Source organism: Mesorhizobium sp. M0217 (assembly GCF_040321955.1).
GTDB lineage: Bacteria > Pseudomonadota > Alphaproteobacteria > Rhizobiales > Rhizobiaceae > Mesorhizobium.
In genome coordinates this window covers 842,958-859,118 of sequence record NZ_JAMYSN010000001.1, presented here as the reverse complement: position 1 = coordinate 859,118, position 16,161 = coordinate 842,958, and the positions used below count along the sequence as shown (strand labels likewise).

Genomic DNA, 16,161 nt, shown 5'->3' with positions numbered 1-16,161 from the left:
GCCGTCAAATGGGGAGGGGCTGTCGATGAAAATCGGCATGTGCATGTTTTTGTGGACGACTTCCGTGTCTAAGAAACACGAGCCGTTGCTGCGCGACATCAAGGCGACCGGCTTCGACGGCGTCGAGATACCGATCTTCTCAGGCACGCCAGAGGACTACAAGAAGCTTGGCGATTTGCTCGACCGCATCGGGTTGGAGCGCACGGCTGTTACGGCGATGGGCGACCCGGCGATGAATCTGATTTCGCCGGATGCCGTGACCCGCAAGGCCGGCATCGGCTACATGAAATGGGCGATCGATTGCGCTCAGGCGCTCGGCGCGAGTACGCTGAGCGGGCCGCTGCATTCGACGCTCGGCGCCTTCTCCGGCAGCGGGCCGACCGCTGCCGAGAAGAAGCGCTCGATCGCCTCGCAGCGCGCCATTGGCGATCATGCCGGCAAGCGGAACGTTACCATCGGGTTGGAGGCGCTCAACCGTTTCGAGTGCTATCTGCTGAACACGATGGCCGATCTGTCCGAGCACGTCGATGCCATCGACCGGCCGCACATCAAGGCGATGTACGACACCTTCCACGCCAATATCGAGGAAGCCGACCCGATCGGCGCCTATACGAAGCACCGCAGGAATGTCGTGCACATCCACATTTCGGAGAACGATCGCGGCGTGCCGGGACGCGGGAACATTCCGTGGAAAGAGACTTTCGCGGCCATCCGCAAGAGCGGCTATGACGACTGGCTGACGATCGAGGCGTTTGGCAGGTCGCTGAAGGATCTGGCGGCGGCGACCAAGGTGTGGCGGGATTTTTCCGTGACGCCGGAAGCGGTTTATCGCGAGGGATACAGGCATATCAGGGATGGGTGGAAGCGGGCGGCTTAGCCGCGCCGCCCAAGGAGTGCTGCGTTCCTTCACACCCCCCACTGTCCGGCAGGACAGAGGGGGGTGCTGTCCCTCGCACGTCACCCCTCCTCGGCCTGCATCCTGTTGTAATCATGGATGGTCCGGCTGAGCCGGCGCCTCAGGAAATTCGAGATGTTGTCGAACACAAACACGACGAGCAGGATCAGCAGCACCATGTAGAAGACGTTGGCCCAGTTGGAATTGGTGCGCATGGCTTCCCAGAGTTTCAGGCCGATGCCGCCAGCGCCGACGGCGCCGATGATGGTGGCGCCTCTTGTGTTGGATTCCCACTGGTAGAGCGTCTGGCTGATGAAGACCGGGATCACTTCCGGCATGACCCCATAGCGCTGCACCAGCAGGCCGTTGGCGCCGGTCGACTTGATGCCCTCGCGCGGTTTGTCGTCGATGTTTTCCAGGCTTTCCGAATAGATTTTGCCGAGCGTGCCTATTTCGGTGAAGAAGATCGCGGCGCTGCCGGCGAGCGGTCCCGGGCCGAAGGCGCGGGTGAAGAACAGCGCCCAGATCAGCATGTCGACCGATCGCATGAAATCGAAGAAGCGCTTGAGCACCTGGCCGAACAATCCGCTCGGCGTGATGTTGCGGGCGGCGAAGAAGGCGAGCGGGAAGGCGACGAGGCCGCCGAGCAACGTGCCGAGAAAGGCCATGACGATGGTCTGCAGCAGTTTCGTCCAGACGTCGCCATGCTGCCACTGCGCATTGTTCCAGATGTTGTCGCCGGCGAGCGCGAGGTTCGAGGTGCCAGCATCGAGGAAACAAGCAATTGCGTGTAAGGCGCGCGGGGATCGTCGAGCACGCGATCCGTCAGGCCGCTTTCGACGACACGGCCGTCTTTCATCACCATCATACGCTGCGACAGAAGCCGGGCGACGGCGAGATCGTGGGTGACGACGATGGCCGCCAGGCCGAGATCGGTGACCAACCCGCGCAGCAAATCGAGCAGGCGCGCCTGCACCGAGACGTCGAGGCCGCCGGTCGGCTCGTCCATGAACACCAGCCTCGGTCCGGTGACGAGGTTGCGGGCGATTTGCAGGCGCTGGCGCATGCCGCCGGAAAAGGCGCGCGGCTCGTCGTCGATGCGGTCCTCGTCGATCTCGACGCGCGACAGCCAGTCGACGGCAGTGGCGCGGATCTTGCCGTAATGGCGGTCACCGACCGCCATTAGCCGCTCGCCGACATTGGCGCCGGCAGACACCGTCATGCGCAAGCCGTCGGCGGGGTTCTGATGAACAAAGCCCCAGTCGGTGCGCATCAGGAAGCGGCACTCGGCCTCGCTCATACGGTAGAGTTCGCGGAACTGGCCGTCGCGCATGCGGTAGCTGGCGGTGCCAGAAGATGGTAGCAGCCGCGTCGACAGGCAGTTGAGCAGCGTCGTCTTGCCGGAGCCGGATTCGCCGACGACGGCCAGAACCTCACCCGGCCACAGGTCGAAGGTGACATTCTCGCAGCCGACGCGCGAGCCGTAGAATTTGGACAGTTCGGAGACGCGCAGCAGTGGGTCGCCGGTCATTCTGCTGGCCTCATCTTTCCTGCGGTAACATGGCTTTCAGCCGCAAGGTGGCCGCGATGTCCTTCGGCGCGCCGCTTCTCGCAATGGTCGGTGTCGGAGCAGACGAACATGTGGTCGCCATGGTCGTCGAGGATGACCTCGTCGAGATAGACATTTTCCGCCGCGCACAGCGCACAGGGCAGGTCGAAGGTCTGGACCTCGAAGGGATGATCCTCGAAGTCGAGGCTGACGACATCGGTGAAGGGCGGCACGGCATAGATGCGCTTTTCGCGCCCGGCTCCGAACAGTTGCAGGGCCGGCGAACGGTGCATTTTGGGGTTGTCGAATTTCGGCGTCGGCGAGGGGTCCATGACATAGCGGCCCTCGACCTTGACCGGATAGGCATAGGTGGTGGCGATGCGGCCGTGTTTGGCAATGTCCTCGTAGAGCTTCACATGCATCAGGCCGTATTCCTCGAGCGCATGCATTTTGCGCGTTTCGGTTTCGCGCGGCTCGAGGAAGCGCAACGGCTCGGGTATCGGCACTTGGTAGACTAGAACTTGGCCGGCGCTCAGCGGGTGTTCCGGGACGCGATGGCGGGTCTGGATGATGGTGGCGCTGGCGGTATCGGTCGTCACCGCGACGTTGGCTACCTTCTTGAAGAAGGCGCGGATCGAGACGGCATTGGTGGTGTCGTCGGCGCCCTGGTCGATGACTTTCAGCACATCGTCCGGCCCGATAATCGAGGCGGTGACCTGCACGCCGCCAGTGCCCCAGCCATAGGGCATCGGCATTTCGCGCGAAGCGAAGGGAACCTGATAGCCAGGGATGGCGATGCCCTTGAGGATCGCCCGGCGGATCATCCTTTTGGTCTGCTCGTCGAGATAGGCGAAGTTGTAGGTGGCGATGTCGGTCATGGCGATCAAATCCACTCCCTGCTATTGCATTGACGCCCAGAAAACGGAAATAAAGGCGAAGTCGAATGACTCAGACCGGTTGGATCCAGATTGCAATTCTGCTTCTGGCGTTTGTCTGCGTGGTCGGTTTTGTACCTCGGCGCTTGTTTCTGCCTGCTTCCAGAGATGGCGCGCATGTCACAGGCGGAAACGGCAGCTACGTCGGCGGGCATAGCAGCCATTCCCATGACGGCGGCAACGGGGATGGCGGCAACGGGGGTGGCGGCAATGGCGGGGGCGATTAGGCTCATTCGGCCGCCTCCCGCTTCTCTTCCACCTTTGCAGGGTTCTCTCGAGCTTCGTATTCGGCGCGCATGCGGCGCACCAAATCGAGCTCGGCCTGGAAGTCGACATAGTGCGGCAGCTTCAAATGCTCCACGAAGCCGGTCGCCTGAACATTGTCGGAGTGCGAGATGACGAACTCCTCGTCCTGCGCGGCGGCGACGACATCTTCGCCGAGTTCCGTTGCGCGCAGCGCGCGGTCGCACAGCGCCATGGCCATCGCCTTGCGCTCGCTTTGGCCGAAGACCAGTCCGTAGCCGCGGGTGAATTGCGGCGGCGCCTTGGCCGAGCCCTTGAACTGGTTGACCATCTGGCATTCGGTGACGCGGACCTTGCCGAGCAGCACGGCGAAGGGCAGTTCCGGCACGTCGAGTTCCAGCTCGACCTCGCCGATACGCACCTCGCCGACAAAGGGGTGGTTGCGGGCATAGCCGCGCTGGGTGGAATAGCCGAGCGCCAGCAGAAACCCTTCATCGCCGCGCGACAGCGCCTGCAGGCGGATGTCGCGCGCCATCGGAAACTCAAGCGGCTCACGGGTGATGTCGCCGGGGACATGGTCCTGCGGCATGTCGCCATCCGGCTCAATCAGCCCTTCGCGGGCGAGGATCGTCGAAACGCGCGGCATGGCCTGCGTTTCCGTCTCGCGCTGCAGCGGTTCGGCGACATCGGCGCCGGCGGCGAGTTCCGGGTCGAGCAGGCGGTGGGTGTAGTCGAAGGTAGGCCCAAGCAGCTGGCCGCCGGGCAAATCCTTGTAGGTCGCCGACACGCGCCGCTCGACCAGCATGGCGCCGGTGTCGATGGCGTTGGTGTAGCCGAAGCGCGGCAGTGTGGTGCGGTAGGCGCGCACCAGGAAGATCGCCTCGATCATGTCGCCGCGCGCCTGGACTATGGCGAGCGCCGCCAGTTCCCGGTCGTAGAGCGATCCTTCGCTCATCACCCGGTCGACGCCGAGCGCCAGCTGTTCGACGATCTGGTCGAGGCGCAGCGCCGGCACCGAACGGTCGCCGCGACGGCGGTCCGCAAGCAGACTGTGGGCATTGGCGATTGCGACTTCGCCGCCTTTTACCGCGACATACATTTATGCCTCCATCGTCTTGATGCGCGTCGTGCGCGGCAGGCAGGCGATACCGTCGGGCGCCGCCAGGATGATGTCGACGCCGCGCGGAAAGCGCTGGCTGTTCTGCTTCCACTGTTCGACGAAATGGCGCGGCATCTGCGCCGGCGCGATGGTCGCCGTCTTTTCGATGCCTGGGCCTTCGAGCAATAGCGGCGCGCCGGAGGTGAGATCGCTGACCTGCAGGATCAGTGTCGTCGAACGGTCGGGATAATCCTGCGTGCCTTGCGAAAGACCGTCGAGGGCGGCCATCTCGGCCGGCGTGGCGACCAACGCGAAATGCGCATCGGCAGGTGTGTTGGCGAGTGGCGCGCCGGCGTGGAAGCCGAGCCAGGATTTGATCGCTGCCGATGCCTGCAAAGCAGGATCGAGCCAGAGCGGTGTGTCGTTGTCGCAGAGCGAAAGTGCAATGGCGCCGGCGGTTGCGGACAGCGGCGAAGGGGGGCGGGCGAAGGCAGGCAGAGGCCGCTCGCTGCCCGGCCGCGCCATGGCATCCATGACCGCGCGGAAGACCGCCTGGGCGTTGAACACCGGATCGGCGAAGCCGCCGTCGATCCATTGGGCTGCGATGTCCATCAGTCTTCTCCGCGCACCATGGTGAAGAAATCCACTTTCGTTGCCGCCGTCTCGGAGCGGCGCTTTTCGCGCGCCTCGCTTTGGGCGGCGCGCAGCGGTGCGACCAGCGCACTCTCGACCGTCTGCCGATGGGCAGGATCCTGCCAAAGTGCATCGGCGATTGCCGCAAGCTTCGCCTTCTGCCTGTCGCGCCCGAGCATGTAGCTGTGGCCGACCTGTCCGGAAGAGAGCCGGACGGTGGCGCGGGTGACGGTCACTTCACCGACATTGAAGGGCGCGCCGCCGCCGCCGATGCGGCCACGCACGGTGACCAGACCGGTTTCCGGGCCGCGCAAAAGCTCTGCTTCCGAGATCAGGCCGGCCTCATTCCACAGCCGGGCGATGTCATCGCCACTGGCCTGCGCCAACGTCGTCATGACGGCTTTGCGCTCGGCCTGGTCGCGGGCTTCCTGTCCTCGCATGGACAACTCCCTGAATGTATATAATTTGTCTAGTGATATAGACAATTATACAAATTATACCTATTATCTAACTTGTGTCCATGACGGGTGGATGACATGGGCGGGAGCGTGGACGAAATGGTGGCTCAAAAGGGCGCGAGCAGCATCGAACGCCGTAGCGGTGTCGCGCTGTGGCGGCAGATTGCGGACCTGATCCTGCATTCGATCGCCGCCGGCGATTTTGCCGAGAATGCCGCGCTGCCGCCGGAAATGGCCTTGGCCGAACGCTACGGCGTCAATCGCCACACGGTGCGCAGCGCCATATCGGCCCTGGTGCAGGACGGCGTGCTGCGGGCCGAGCAGGGACGCGGCACCTTCGTCTTTTCGCGCAAACGGCTGTCCTATCCGATCGGCGCGCGCACTCGGTTTTCGACCGGTCTGCAAGGGCAAACATCGGAACGGCACATCGTGCTGCTAGCTTCTACAGTTGAGTCGGCCAGTCAGCGCGTCGCCGAGGGGCTTGGTCTGGCAAGAGGGGCTGAGGTGATCCGCCTGGAGACGCGCGGCGAAGCCGATGGACGGCCGGTGTCGCGCGCCGCCGCCTGGTACGAGGCGAAGCGTTTCGCCGGCATCAATGCTGCGATGGCCGAAACCGGTTCGGTTACCGCCTCGCTCAAGCGTTTCGGCATTGACGATTATCTCAGGCAATCGACGGTGCTGTCGGCCCGCCATGCCGATGCCGCCGATCTCGCCGACCTCGATCTGCAGCCCGGCGCAATCGTGCTGGTGGCGGTCGCCGTCAACGTCACACCGGACGGCCAGCCGATCCAGTTTGCCGAAACACGGTTTCCGGCGGAGCGGGTCGAGCTGAAACTGTCGGCGCTGTAGCGGGGTCGCGCCTATTTTTCAGCGGCCTGGCGTTTCGAGGACGGAGTGGGAGTCAACCTGCGCGGGTCGTCGTCATTCGGGCCGGGACCACCTGCGATGTTATGCCCCAACCTCGATCACAGCCTTGATCAACCCCGATTTCTCATGCGCCCAGCGGGTGAGATCATCCGGCGTGCCGGCCAGCGTGGTGCGGTGGGTGACGAGTTTTGCCAGCGGCACGGCGCCGTTGCGGATCGAGGCGGCGACGTGGTCGAAATCGACTTTCAGCGCGTTGCGGCTGCCGATCAATGTCATTTCGCGCTTGTGGAATTCCGGGTCGGAAAAGACGATGTCATCCTTGACGACGCTGACCAGCACGAGCGTGCCGCCATGCGCGACATGGGCGAAGGCCGACTGCACCGAGGCGGTGTTGCCGGTGGCGTCGAAGACGATGTCGAACCCTTCGCCGCCGGTTGCCTCGCGCACCAGTTCGGCTGCCGCTTTTTGTGAGCCGACGAGCGTGGCGAAGCCGAGTTCGCCTTTTGCAAAATCCAGCCGCTCCGTGCTCATGTCGAGCAGGCTGACATCGAGCCCGGCGATGCGCGCAAACAGCGCTGCGCCAAGGCCGATCGGCCCGGCGCCGATGACCAGCGTGCGGGCGCCTGGTTCGGCGCGAGCGCGCCGCACGGCATGCGCGCCGATGGCGAGGAATTCCACCGCCGCCGCATCGGCCAGCGACAAGCCGTTTGCCGGATAAAGATTCTGCGCCGGCACCAGGATCTGCTCGGCCATGGCGCCGTCGCGATGGACGCCAAGCACTTCGATCCTGACGCAGCAATTCGGCTTGCCGTGCCGGCAGGCGATGCATTTTCCGCAAGCGAGATAGGGATTGATGATGACGGGCTCGCCCACGGCAAGGTCGACATCTTCGCCGGTCTCGACGACGGTGCCCGACACTTCATGGCCCATGATGCGGGGATAGGCAAGGAACGGGTGCTTGCCTTCGAAGATGTGGTAGTCGGTGCCGCAGATGCCGACATGGCTGACGGCGACCAGCGCCCAGCCGGCAGGCGGCGCTCCTGGCGCCGGCCGGTCTTCCAGGACAAGCTCGCCGGGCGAGCGGCAGACAACAGCTTTCATTCGGCAATTCCAGTGTTTCTCAAAAAAGGCGCCGGTCCGTTGTTAAGCAGGCCGGCGCAGAAGGTCAGGGAGGATTACTTGCCGCGACGGCGCAGCCCGTCGAAATAGACGATGATTATGATCAGCGCGCCGGTGATGATGCGCTGCCAGAACGAGTTGACGTTGAGCAGATTGGCGCCGTTGTTGATGGTGGCCAGGATGAAGGCGCCGAGCAGTGGGCCATGCACCGAGCCGACGGCGCCGAACAGCGAGGTGCCGCCGATCACCGATGAGGCGATCGCCTGCAACTCCCAACCTTCGGCCTGGGTCGGGTTGCCGATGCCGATGCGCGCCGCCAGCAGCACGCCGACGAAGGCCGCGCATAGGCCCGACAGCGTGTAGGCCATGTAGATGGTGCGCTGGACATTGACGCCCGAGAGGCGCGAGGCCTCGGCATTGGATCCCACAGAGAAGAGATAGCGGCCCCAGCGGCTGTGGTGCAGGAAGATGTAGGCCGGGATACCGACCAGGATCACCATCCAGAACAGATTGGGGATGCCGACAAAGGAACTGCGCGAGAACGCGGTGAAGCTGTCGCTGTTGATGTTGATCGAATTGCCGTTGGTCATCAACAGGCCGATGCCGCGCAACGAGGTCAGCGTCGCCAGCGTGATGATGAAGGGCGGCAGGCCCATCTTGACGATGCCGAAGCCATGGAACAGGCCGATGGCAACGCCGACCAGCAGCGTCACCAGAATGGCGACCCAGATCGGGAAGCCGGCATTGATCATCATGGCGACAATGACGGTGGCGAAGCCGACCACGGCGCCGACCGAGAGGTCGATGCCGCCGGTGATGATGACGAAGGTCTGGCCGACCGCCATGATGGCGATCATCGAGCCCTGCCGCAAAAGATTGGCGATGTTGTTGGAGGAGGCGAAGCTCGGCGTCGCCACCGATAGCACGATCCAGAGCAGAACCAGCAACGCCAGAAGCGTCAGCCCGAACAGGACGTTGTAGTTCCGTTTCGGTTTTTCGATCGCGACGGTTTCGATGCTCATGGTTCCTCCCGTTTCTTGTTTTGTCAGCCGATCGCCTGCGTCAGCACGTCTTCATGGCTAGCGGCGCGAAAACCGTGGCTCGCCACCAGTTTGCCGCGCCGGAACACGTGCAGCGTATCGGCGAGCTCGTAAACCTCGGGCAGATAGGACGAGATCAGGATGATGCCGGCGCCCTTGGACAACAGTTCCCCGAACAGGCGGTAGATCTCGGCCTTGGTGCCGACATCTACGCCGACCGTAGGCTCGTCGAAGATGAACAGCTTGGCGCCGTGCGCCAGCCATTTGCCGATAACGATCTTCTGCTGGTTGCCGCCGGACAGGCTGGAGGCCAGTGCGCCGCGTGTCGGCGTTTTGATGCGGAGGCCGGCGATCTGGCGATCGGCTTCAGCCTTTTCCTTCGTGTTCGAAATCAGCAGGTTGTTGGAGATGCGCTTGTAGATCGGCAGGTTGAGGTTGAGGCCGACCGGCAGGTTCAGGCACAGGCCCTGGTCGCGGCGGCTTTCCGGCGCCAGCGCCATGCCGAGCTTGATCGCGTCGTGCTCGGAATTGATGTGGACCGGCTTGCCTTGCCAAAGGACCTGTCCGGCCGACTTCTTGTGGCGGCCATAGAGCGTGGTGACGAACTCGCTCCGCCCGGCGCCGATCAGGCCATAGAGCCCGACGATCTCGCCGGCGCGCACTGTCATCGAGACGTCTTCGAAGCCCTTGCCCGACAGGTTTTTCGCTTCAACGATCACGGCACCGGGGGTGAAATGCTCCTTGTGGTAGACTTGCTCGATCGAGCGGTTGATCATCATCTTGACCAGCTCGGCGTCATTGGTCTCGGCAATGTTACGAGTGCCGACCAGCGTGCCGTCGCGCAGAACCGAGACGCGATCGGCGAGTTCGAACACCTCTTCCATGCGATGGCTGATGTAGATGATGGTGACGCCTTCGCCCTTGAGCCTGCGGATCAGCGTGAACAGCTGGTCGGCTTCCTTGCGGGTGAGATAGGCGGTCGGCTCGTCGAAGATGAGGAATTTGGTGCCGCGCACGGTGGCGCGGGCGGCGGCGATCAGCTGCTGCTGGCCGATGGTGAGGTCACCCAGCATGACATGCGCCGGCAGGTCGAAGCCGAGACCGTCGATGATCTTCTGCGCTTCCTTGACCATGGCGCGCTGCTGCAGGATGCCGAAGCGCGAGTTCTCCTCGCCGAGGAACATGTTGGCGGCGACGGTGAGATGGCGACAGAGCACGACCTCCTGATGCACGGCGTTGATGCCCAGCGCCATCGCCTCGTGCGGGGTTGCCAGCGCTGCCGGTTTGCCCTCCCAGATGACATCGCCGGAGGTGCGCGGCATGACGCCGGTCAGAAGCTTGATCAGGGTGGATTTGCCGGCGCCGTTCTCGCCGACGATGGCGTGGATCTCACCTGCCTTGAAGGCAAGGTGAACGGGCTTCAGCGCATGCGTGCCGGGATAGCGTTTTTCCAGCCCGTGCAGTTCGAGGATCGTCCTGCCGGGCGCTAGCGTTGGGGCCGGGTGCAGTTCCTGCGCCGTGGGCGTCATGACAATCCTCCCAGGTTGGCCTTACGATTGGCACGTCGCGATGCAGTCAAGCCGCATCGTCGAGGTGATTCAAGCCGGTGGATATTCAAGCTGGTATCGGTGTTTCCGGGGCGCGAGGCCCCGGAAACGATTTTTGCCTGACGGGCTCAGAGCTTCGGGTTGAGCAGGGCGTCGATCTTGGGGTCTTTCATGTTTGCCTTGGTCACCAGGTTGGCGCCGGTGTCGACATTGGCCTCGACCTTCTCGCCCTTCGAGGCGGCGAGCGCGGTCTTGATGCCGTCATAGCCCATCCGGTACGGATCCTGGACGACGAGCGCGGAAATGACGCCGTCATTGAGGAACTTGATCAGCTTCTCGTCGCTGTCGAAGCCGACCAGCGCCAGCTTGCCGCCAAGGTTGTTCTCGGCGACTGCCTGACCGACGCCCTGCGCCATGATCAGGTTGGACGCGAAGATGCCCTTGAGGTTCGGGTTGGCGGTGATCAGGTCGGTGGCGATGTTGAGCCCGGTCGTTGCCTGGCCGTCGGCATATTTGTCGGCGACGAGCTTCAGCCCCGGATATTTCGCGGCCAGCTGCTCGGTGAAGCCCTGCTTGCGCTGCTCCAGCGAACCGGCGCCCGGCGCGTTGGTGATCAGGGCGACGTCGCCCTCGATCTTGCCGCCATTGGCTTCGCCGATGGCTGCTGCAAGACCGTCAGCGGCGACGCGACCGCCCTGCACATTGTCGGTGGTCAGGAACGAGGTGAACGCCTTGGAGTCGGCGCCGGAGTCGATGCCGATGACCTTGACCTTGCTGGCCGCTTCATCGATCGGCTTGCCAAGCGCCTTGAATTCGGTCGGCGCGATGACGATCGCGGCCGGGTTGCCCGCGACGGCATTCTCGAGGATCGAGACCTGGCCGTTGACGTCGGTTTCAGCCTGGGCGCCGAGTTCGGGTACGTTGACGCCGAGATCCTTGCCGGCCTTGCGGGCGCCGGCCAGGACGATCTGCCAGTAGAAGGACGTGGTGTCCTTGACGATGATCGGAATGGTCACGTCCGCCGCCGAAGCCGGCGCCGTGTGCAGCGTGCCGGCAAGCATCGAGGCGGCAGCTAGTGCCATCAGTGAGCGGCGGTTGAGAATGCTGGTCACGAATTTCATTAGGAATCCTCCCTAGATCGCCCGGTGAAGGTTGCGGAAGCTCCATTTGGATAGGCGCGGCCCAAACAGAACTTTATCAATAAAAAACAGTTGCCGCTTTTTGATAGTGCATCGGTCCGGCCGACGCAAGCGGTGTTTCATATCGGCCTGCGCATGGCTTGGCGGGGAAACCTCCCTGCCGATCCTCAGTGCCACGTCCAGACGCTCCCGATCCTCCTTGATCATCATGGAATATTAATTCCACCGTCGAGTCAATATGGAATATTCATTCCTTCTTGAGAACCGTGATTGTGGCGTTTCGTCAGCCGAGCTCCTGCACGATGGTGTAGGGAGCGTAGCGGGCGAATTCCGCTTGCGGCACCTGGACGTCGAACAGGTCGAGGTTGCGCGTCAGGTTGGCAGGCTTGGCCGTTCCGGTCAGCACGCTGGCCACGACAGGCTCCTGCAGCGGAAACTGCAATGCAGCCGCCGCCAGCGGATATCCGCCCTCATCAGCGATTTTCTCCATCGCGCCGACACGCTCGAGTATGTCCTGCGTCGCCGGCAGATAGTCGAAATGCGCACCGTGCACCGGTCCGGTCGCCAGGATGCCGGAGTTGAAGACGCCGCCGATGATGAGCGAAGTCTGTCGCTCACGACACAGCGGCAGCAACTCGGCTTCAGCCGAGCGGTCGAGCAGCGAATAGCGGCTGGCCAGCAGGATGCAGTCGAGCGGTGCTTCGCGCAATACGTCGAGGCAGATCTGCACCTCGTTGACGCCGAGCCCATAGGCGGAAATCACGCCGGACGTTTTAAGCTCTTCCAGCGCCTTCAACCCGCCGTCCACCAGCTGGCGAAAGTGCAGCTTCGTCTTCTCGACGCCATGTGTGTAGGTGCCGATGTCGTGCACAAACAGGATGTCTATCCGGTTCAGCCCGAGCCGCGCATAGGAGAACTCGACCGAGCGCATGATGCCGTCATACGAGTAGTCGTAGTCGAGCGCGAAAGGCAGCGGGTCGACATAGGAATGATCGGGAACCTGGTCTTCCGGCACCGGGCGGAACAGCCGTCCGACCTTGGTCGACAGCACATAGGAATCCCGCGGCTTGTAGCGCAGGAAATCGCCGGTCCGCCGCTCCGACAGGCCGAAGCCATAGAAGGGCGCGGTGTCGAAATAGCGCAGGCCGGCATCCCAGGCTGTCTGCAGCGTCTCCATCGCCGCTTCGCGCGGACAGGCCCGGTAGAGCCCGCCGATCGCCGCCCCGCCGAAGCTTATCTCAGTGACCTCGAGCGCAGTCGTGCCGATGCGGCGTTTGTCCATCCAAAGCCTCCCCTTGTGAGCCGTCGTTGCAGCCCGCTTTTTTCGTCGGTGGTTAGAGCGTCGCGCCGAGGTGCCACGGCACGAACTCGTTGTCGCCGTAGCCGAACGCCTCGCTCTTGGTCTTGCGGCCCGATGCCGTCTCGACGATGAGCTCAAAGAGTTCCCGGCCCATGCCGGCGATGGTCTTTTCACCCGAAGCAATGACGCCGCAATTGACGTCCATGTCCTCTTCCATCTGGTGGTACATGGTCGAGTTGGTGGCGACTTTGATCGACGGCGTGGGCCGGCAGCCGAAGCAGGAGCCGCGGCCGGTGGTGAAGACGATGATGTTGGCGCCGCCCGCCACCTGACCGGTCGCCGAGACCGGGTCGTAACCGGGCGTGTCCATGAACACCAGGCCGCTGCCGGTGACCTTCTCGGCATAGCCGAAGACGCCGTTGAGCGGCGTCTGGCCGCCCTTGGCGACGGCGCCCAGCGACTTTTCCAGAATGGTGGTCAGGCCACCGCGTTTGTTGCCGGGCGAGGGGTTGTTGTCGATCGAGGCGCCGTGCTTGGCGACATGGTCCTCCCACCATTTGACGAAACCGTCGAGCTTCTTGGCGATCTCCGGTGTTGCCGCGCGATAGGCGAGCAGATGTTCGGCGCCATAGATCTCCGTCGTCTCCGACAGGATGCCGATGCCGCCGACGCCGGCCAGGATGTCGACCGCCGCACCTAGTGCGGGATTGGCGGTGATGCCCGACATGCCGTCGGAGCCGCCGCATTGCAGGCCGACGACGATCTCCGAGACGGGGATCGGCTCGCGCTGATACTGGCCGACTTCCTCGGCGATTTCGGCGAGCACGCCCATCGCCTTTGCGACCGATTTGCGCGAACCGCCGGCGTCCTGGATATTGAAATGGCGTTTTCCCGCCGCCGCACCCTTCTGGCCGTAAAGGGTGAGCTGGTTGACCTCGCAGCCGAGGCCGACCATCAGCGCGCCGCCGAAATTCGGGTGGCGGGTGTAGCCGGCGAGCGTGCGGTGCAGCACCATCATGCCGTCGCCGGTGCCGCTCATGCCGCAGCCCTGGCCATGGACGATCGGGACGAAGCCGTCGATCCCCGGATATTTCGGCAGCAGCACGCGGTTGGCCTCGTCGGCGATGGCGTGGCAGACGGTGGCCGAGCAATTGACGCTGGCGATGATGCCGATGAAGTTGCGCGTGCCGGCACGGCCATCGGCGCGACGATAGCCCATGAATGTCCGGGCGCGGTCAGCTTCGGTGGCATGCTCCGCTTCGCTCGGCGGCACGACCGGCAGACGACCGGACTCGAAGACCAGATTGTGCGAATGGACGTGGTCGCCGGGCGCGATGTCCTGGGTGGCGCGGCCGATGGCCTGGGCATACTTGACCACCGCCTCGCCGGCGGCGATAGGCTTGATCGCCACCTTGTGGCCGGGCTCGATCAAGGCCGTGGCGACGGCGCCGCCGGGCAGAGGGGTGCCGATCTCGATGCGGCCATTGGCGACCGCGACATTGTCGGCGGGGGACAGAAGAATGCTGTTCGAGGCGTTCACGGGCAGTTTCCTGGGTCTGTTCCTGGGGATGCGCGGATTGACACGCGTCTGTTTACATATAATGTCTTTTATCGTGAAAAAACATTTGTGCGTCAATTGTTTTTTCACGAGGAGACCATGCGTCCGATGGACGCTTGGCTTGTGGGGAGCGGCGTCTTACACGCAGAGCGTTTTGCTTTGCCGGGTGAGCGCCAGGACATATGTGATATCGCGCTTCAAGCCAGCCACAGCAAGCGCCGGCGCGCAACGGGGCAGGGATGTCGAAGAGCAACAACGTCTACAAGGACGCTTACAACAGGGGTCTGCGGCTGCTCGATGAGACCCAGAGCCTGCCGTCGGAGCCGGAACTGGGCACTTTGCTCGGCGTCAGCCGCACGACCGTGCGCACCATTCTGGCGCGCATGGAAGAGACCGGGCTGATCGCGTGGAACAAACGCAGCAAGACAGTGCTCAGGGCGCCGAAGGCGGATGATTTCTTCCCTGAGGAGGAGACAGACACACTGGCCCAGATCATCGAGCGGTCGTTTATGCGCAGGTTGCTGGCCGGCGGTGCAGAGGCCGGCATGCAGATCAACGAGCTCGAACTGGCGCGCGAGATCGGCGTCGGCACCACCAGCGTGCGAGAGTTCCTCATCCGCTTCTCCCGCTTCGGCCTGATCGAGAAGCGGCGCAACAGCCACTGGGTGCTGAAAGGATTTACGCGAGCCTTCGCGCTCGAACTCACTGAAATCCGCGAGATGTTCGAGATACGCTCGGCGGCGGCCTTTGCCGCCTTGCCTGGGGATAGTCCGGTCTGGGCGGATCTCGACCGGCTGGAAGACGAGCACCGGCTTCTGGCCAGCGAAATCGCCATCCGCTTCAACGAATTCTCTGAGCTAGACGAGCGCTTCCACCGGCTGATCCACCGGGCGTCGCACAACCGCTTCATCGTCGATTTCTACGACGTCATCGCCATGATCTTTCACTACCACTACCAGTGGAACAAGGCGCAAGAGCGCGAGCGCAACGAAGTCGCGGTGAGCGAGCATCTCGCCTACATCGCGGCGCTGAAATCGCGCGATCTCGGCAAGGTCGACGCCGCCTGCCGCAAGCATCTGAAGTCGGCACGCCACACGCTGTTGACGTCGATTCCGGAAATCGGCGGCCGCCCGGCTTCCTGAGCGCGACGTCCGAAGGGACCTTATGCGCACAAGATCTCTGCCTCATGCCGTTATCCCAAACCGCTGCGCACTTTTGTGCGACATGGATCGAACGCGCCGCGTTGCCGCAGCGATGATTTGGCGATTTTCCGCCGACATGCCGCGTGCTAGATATCCACGCGTTGCTGCGTGAAGAGGCAGGTCTTTGGACTTCCGGCGTAAGAGATTGAGCATGACGGCCGCCTTTGTCGCGGCCTGTGTGCTGCTGCTCCAGTCGACGCTCGGCGTGCTTGCTTTCGGCATTGCGCCGGATGACTCGCAACTCGACGCTTTCGGCAACGTCATCTGTACACATGAGGGGGCGGTCCAGCTTCCCGGCGGCGATCCGCACCAGCAGCATATGCCGGCGTGCTGCATGCTCGGCTGCAGCATGGCCTCCATCGCCTATGCGCCGCCAGCAGGCGTCGGCGTGGCGCCGGTGAGCCTGTCTTTTGAAACAGTCGCGTTTCTCCCGCCGGCAGTCAGGCATCCCGACGTCACGCGTGAGCGCTCTCCGGCCAATCCCCGCGCGCCGCCGCTTGCGGGCTGAAAAACCGCCGCTCGCTTCGCGTAACCTGCGCAGGCGATAATCATCCAATGATAAACACGTTCGCAGCCG

General features: G+C 63.4%; 16 protein-coding genes and 2 pseudogenes. 5 read left to right on the top strand and 13 right to left on the bottom strand.

The window, feature by feature from the left end; genetic code table 11:
* The first annotated feature begins 25 nt into the window (after positions 1-25).
* Positions 26-877, top strand: coding sequence for a sugar phosphate isomerase/epimerase family protein (locus NKJ18_RS04255; protein ID WP_352757845.1), 852 nt, complete (start codon positions 26-28; stop codon positions 875-877).
* A gap of 80 nt (positions 878-957) precedes the next feature.
* Here NKJ18_RS04255 and phnE read toward each other — a convergent pair.
* From phnE to NKJ18_RS04240, 3 genes and pseudogenes are all read right to left on the bottom strand, one after another.
* Positions 958-1,653: pseudogene (gene phnE, locus NKJ18_RS04250) on the bottom strand (phosphonate ABC transporter, permease protein PhnE); the annotation flags it as partial.
* Positions 1,590-2,426, bottom strand: a pseudogene (phnK, locus tag NKJ18_RS04245) (phosphonate C-P lyase system protein PhnK); the annotation flags it as partial. The pseudogenes phnK and phnE, both read right to left, overlap by 64 nt.
* On the bottom strand, positions 2,423-3,322 hold the full coding sequence (locus NKJ18_RS04240; RefSeq protein WP_023726432.1) for an alpha-D-ribose 1-methylphosphonate 5-phosphate C-P-lyase PhnJ: 900 nt from the start codon (positions 3,320-3,322) through the stop codon (positions 2,423-2,425). The pseudogene phnK and the gene NKJ18_RS04240, both read right to left, overlap by 4 nt.
* Positions 3,323-3,387: 65 nt before the next feature.
* On the opposite strand from NKJ18_RS04240, the gene NKJ18_RS04235 reads away from it, so the two are divergent.
* On the top strand, positions 3,388-3,606 hold the full coding sequence (locus tag NKJ18_RS04235) for a hypothetical protein (protein WP_023699000.1): 219 nt from the start codon (positions 3,388-3,390) through the stop codon (positions 3,604-3,606).
* Positions 3,607-3,608: 2 nt separating this feature from the next.
* On the opposite strand, the gene NKJ18_RS04230 is transcribed toward NKJ18_RS04235, so the two are convergent.
* Genes NKJ18_RS04230 through phnG form a run of 3 tightly spaced genes read right to left on the bottom strand, consistent with a single transcriptional unit; the run spans position 3,609 to position 5,794 of the window.
* Entirely contained in the window at positions 3,609-4,721 is a 1,113-nt protein-coding gene (locus NKJ18_RS04230; RefSeq protein WP_023669823.1) for a carbon-phosphorus lyase complex subunit, read from the bottom strand.
* Entirely contained in the window at positions 4,722-5,333 is a 612-nt protein-coding gene (gene phnH, locus NKJ18_RS04225; RefSeq protein ID WP_023669822.1) for a phosphonate C-P lyase system protein PhnH, read from the bottom strand.
* Positions 5,333-5,794, bottom strand: coding sequence for a phosphonate C-P lyase system protein PhnG (phnG, locus tag NKJ18_RS04220; RefSeq protein ID WP_023669821.1), 462 nt, complete (start codon positions 5,792-5,794; stop codon positions 5,333-5,335). The genes phnH and phnG overlap by 1 nt, the downstream gene beginning before the upstream one ends.
* Positions 5,795-5,890: 96 nt before the next feature.
* Between phnG and phnF the strand changes: the two genes are divergently transcribed.
* On the top strand, positions 5,891-6,661 hold the full coding sequence (gene phnF, locus NKJ18_RS04215) for a phosphonate metabolism transcriptional regulator PhnF (RefSeq protein ID WP_245261350.1): 771 nt from the start codon (positions 5,891-5,893) through the stop codon (positions 6,659-6,661).
* Between the two features lie 99 nt (positions 6,662-6,760).
* On the opposite strand, the gene NKJ18_RS04210 is transcribed toward phnF, so the two are convergent.
* The 7 genes from NKJ18_RS04210 to NKJ18_RS04180 all read right to left on the bottom strand — a co-directional run bounded on the left by NKJ18_RS04210 (position 6,761) and on the right by NKJ18_RS04180 (position 14,364).
* Positions 6,761-7,780 carry a zinc-binding alcohol dehydrogenase family protein gene (locus NKJ18_RS04210; protein WP_352757844.1) on the bottom strand — a complete coding sequence of 340 codons (1,020 nt, stop codon included), beginning with the start codon at positions 7,778-7,780 and terminating at the stop codon, positions 6,761-6,763.
* A 74-nt stretch (positions 7,781-7,854) separates the two neighbouring features.
* Positions 7,855-8,820, bottom strand: coding sequence for an ABC transporter permease (locus tag NKJ18_RS04205; RefSeq protein ID WP_023683015.1), 966 nt, complete (start codon positions 8,818-8,820; stop codon positions 7,855-7,857).
* 23 nt (positions 8,821-8,843) lie between these two features.
* Complete coding sequence (locus NKJ18_RS04200; RefSeq protein ID WP_023835034.1) at positions 8,844-10,367, bottom strand: sugar ABC transporter ATP-binding protein; 1,524 nt, start codon at positions 10,365-10,367, stop codon at positions 8,844-8,846.
* A 146-nt stretch (positions 10,368-10,513) separates the two neighbouring features.
* A complete protein-coding gene (locus tag NKJ18_RS04195) occupies positions 10,514-11,506 on the bottom strand; it encodes an ABC transporter substrate-binding protein (RefSeq protein WP_023669816.1) in 993 nt (330 codons plus the stop codon).
* A gap of 12 nt (positions 11,507-11,518) precedes the next feature.
* A complete protein-coding gene (locus NKJ18_RS04190) occupies positions 11,519-11,734 on the bottom strand; it encodes a hypothetical protein (protein ID WP_023669815.1) in 216 nt (71 codons plus the stop codon).
* A gap of 73 nt (positions 11,735-11,807) precedes the next feature.
* On the bottom strand, positions 11,808-12,806 hold the full coding sequence (locus NKJ18_RS04185) for an aldo/keto reductase (RefSeq protein ID WP_352757843.1): 999 nt from the start codon (positions 12,804-12,806) through the stop codon (positions 11,808-11,810).
* Between the two features lie 52 nt (positions 12,807-12,858).
* Entirely contained in the window at positions 12,859-14,364 is a 1,506-nt protein-coding gene (locus tag NKJ18_RS04180; RefSeq protein WP_023728563.1) for a UxaA family hydrolase, read from the bottom strand.
* Between the two features lie 257 nt (positions 14,365-14,621).
* Here NKJ18_RS04180 and NKJ18_RS04175 point away from each other — a divergent pair, with 257 nt between their 5' ends.
* Both NKJ18_RS04175 and NKJ18_RS04170 read left to right on the top strand, forming a co-directional pair.
* A complete protein-coding gene (locus tag NKJ18_RS04175) occupies positions 14,622-15,524 on the top strand; it encodes a GntR family transcriptional regulator (RefSeq protein ID WP_352757842.1) in 903 nt (300 codons plus the stop codon).
* Between the two features lie 211 nt (positions 15,525-15,735).
* On the top strand, positions 15,736-16,092 hold the full coding sequence (locus NKJ18_RS04170) for a DUF2946 family protein (RefSeq protein WP_352757841.1): 357 nt from the start codon (positions 15,736-15,738) through the stop codon (positions 16,090-16,092).
* Positions 16,093-16,161 lie beyond the last annotated feature (69 nt).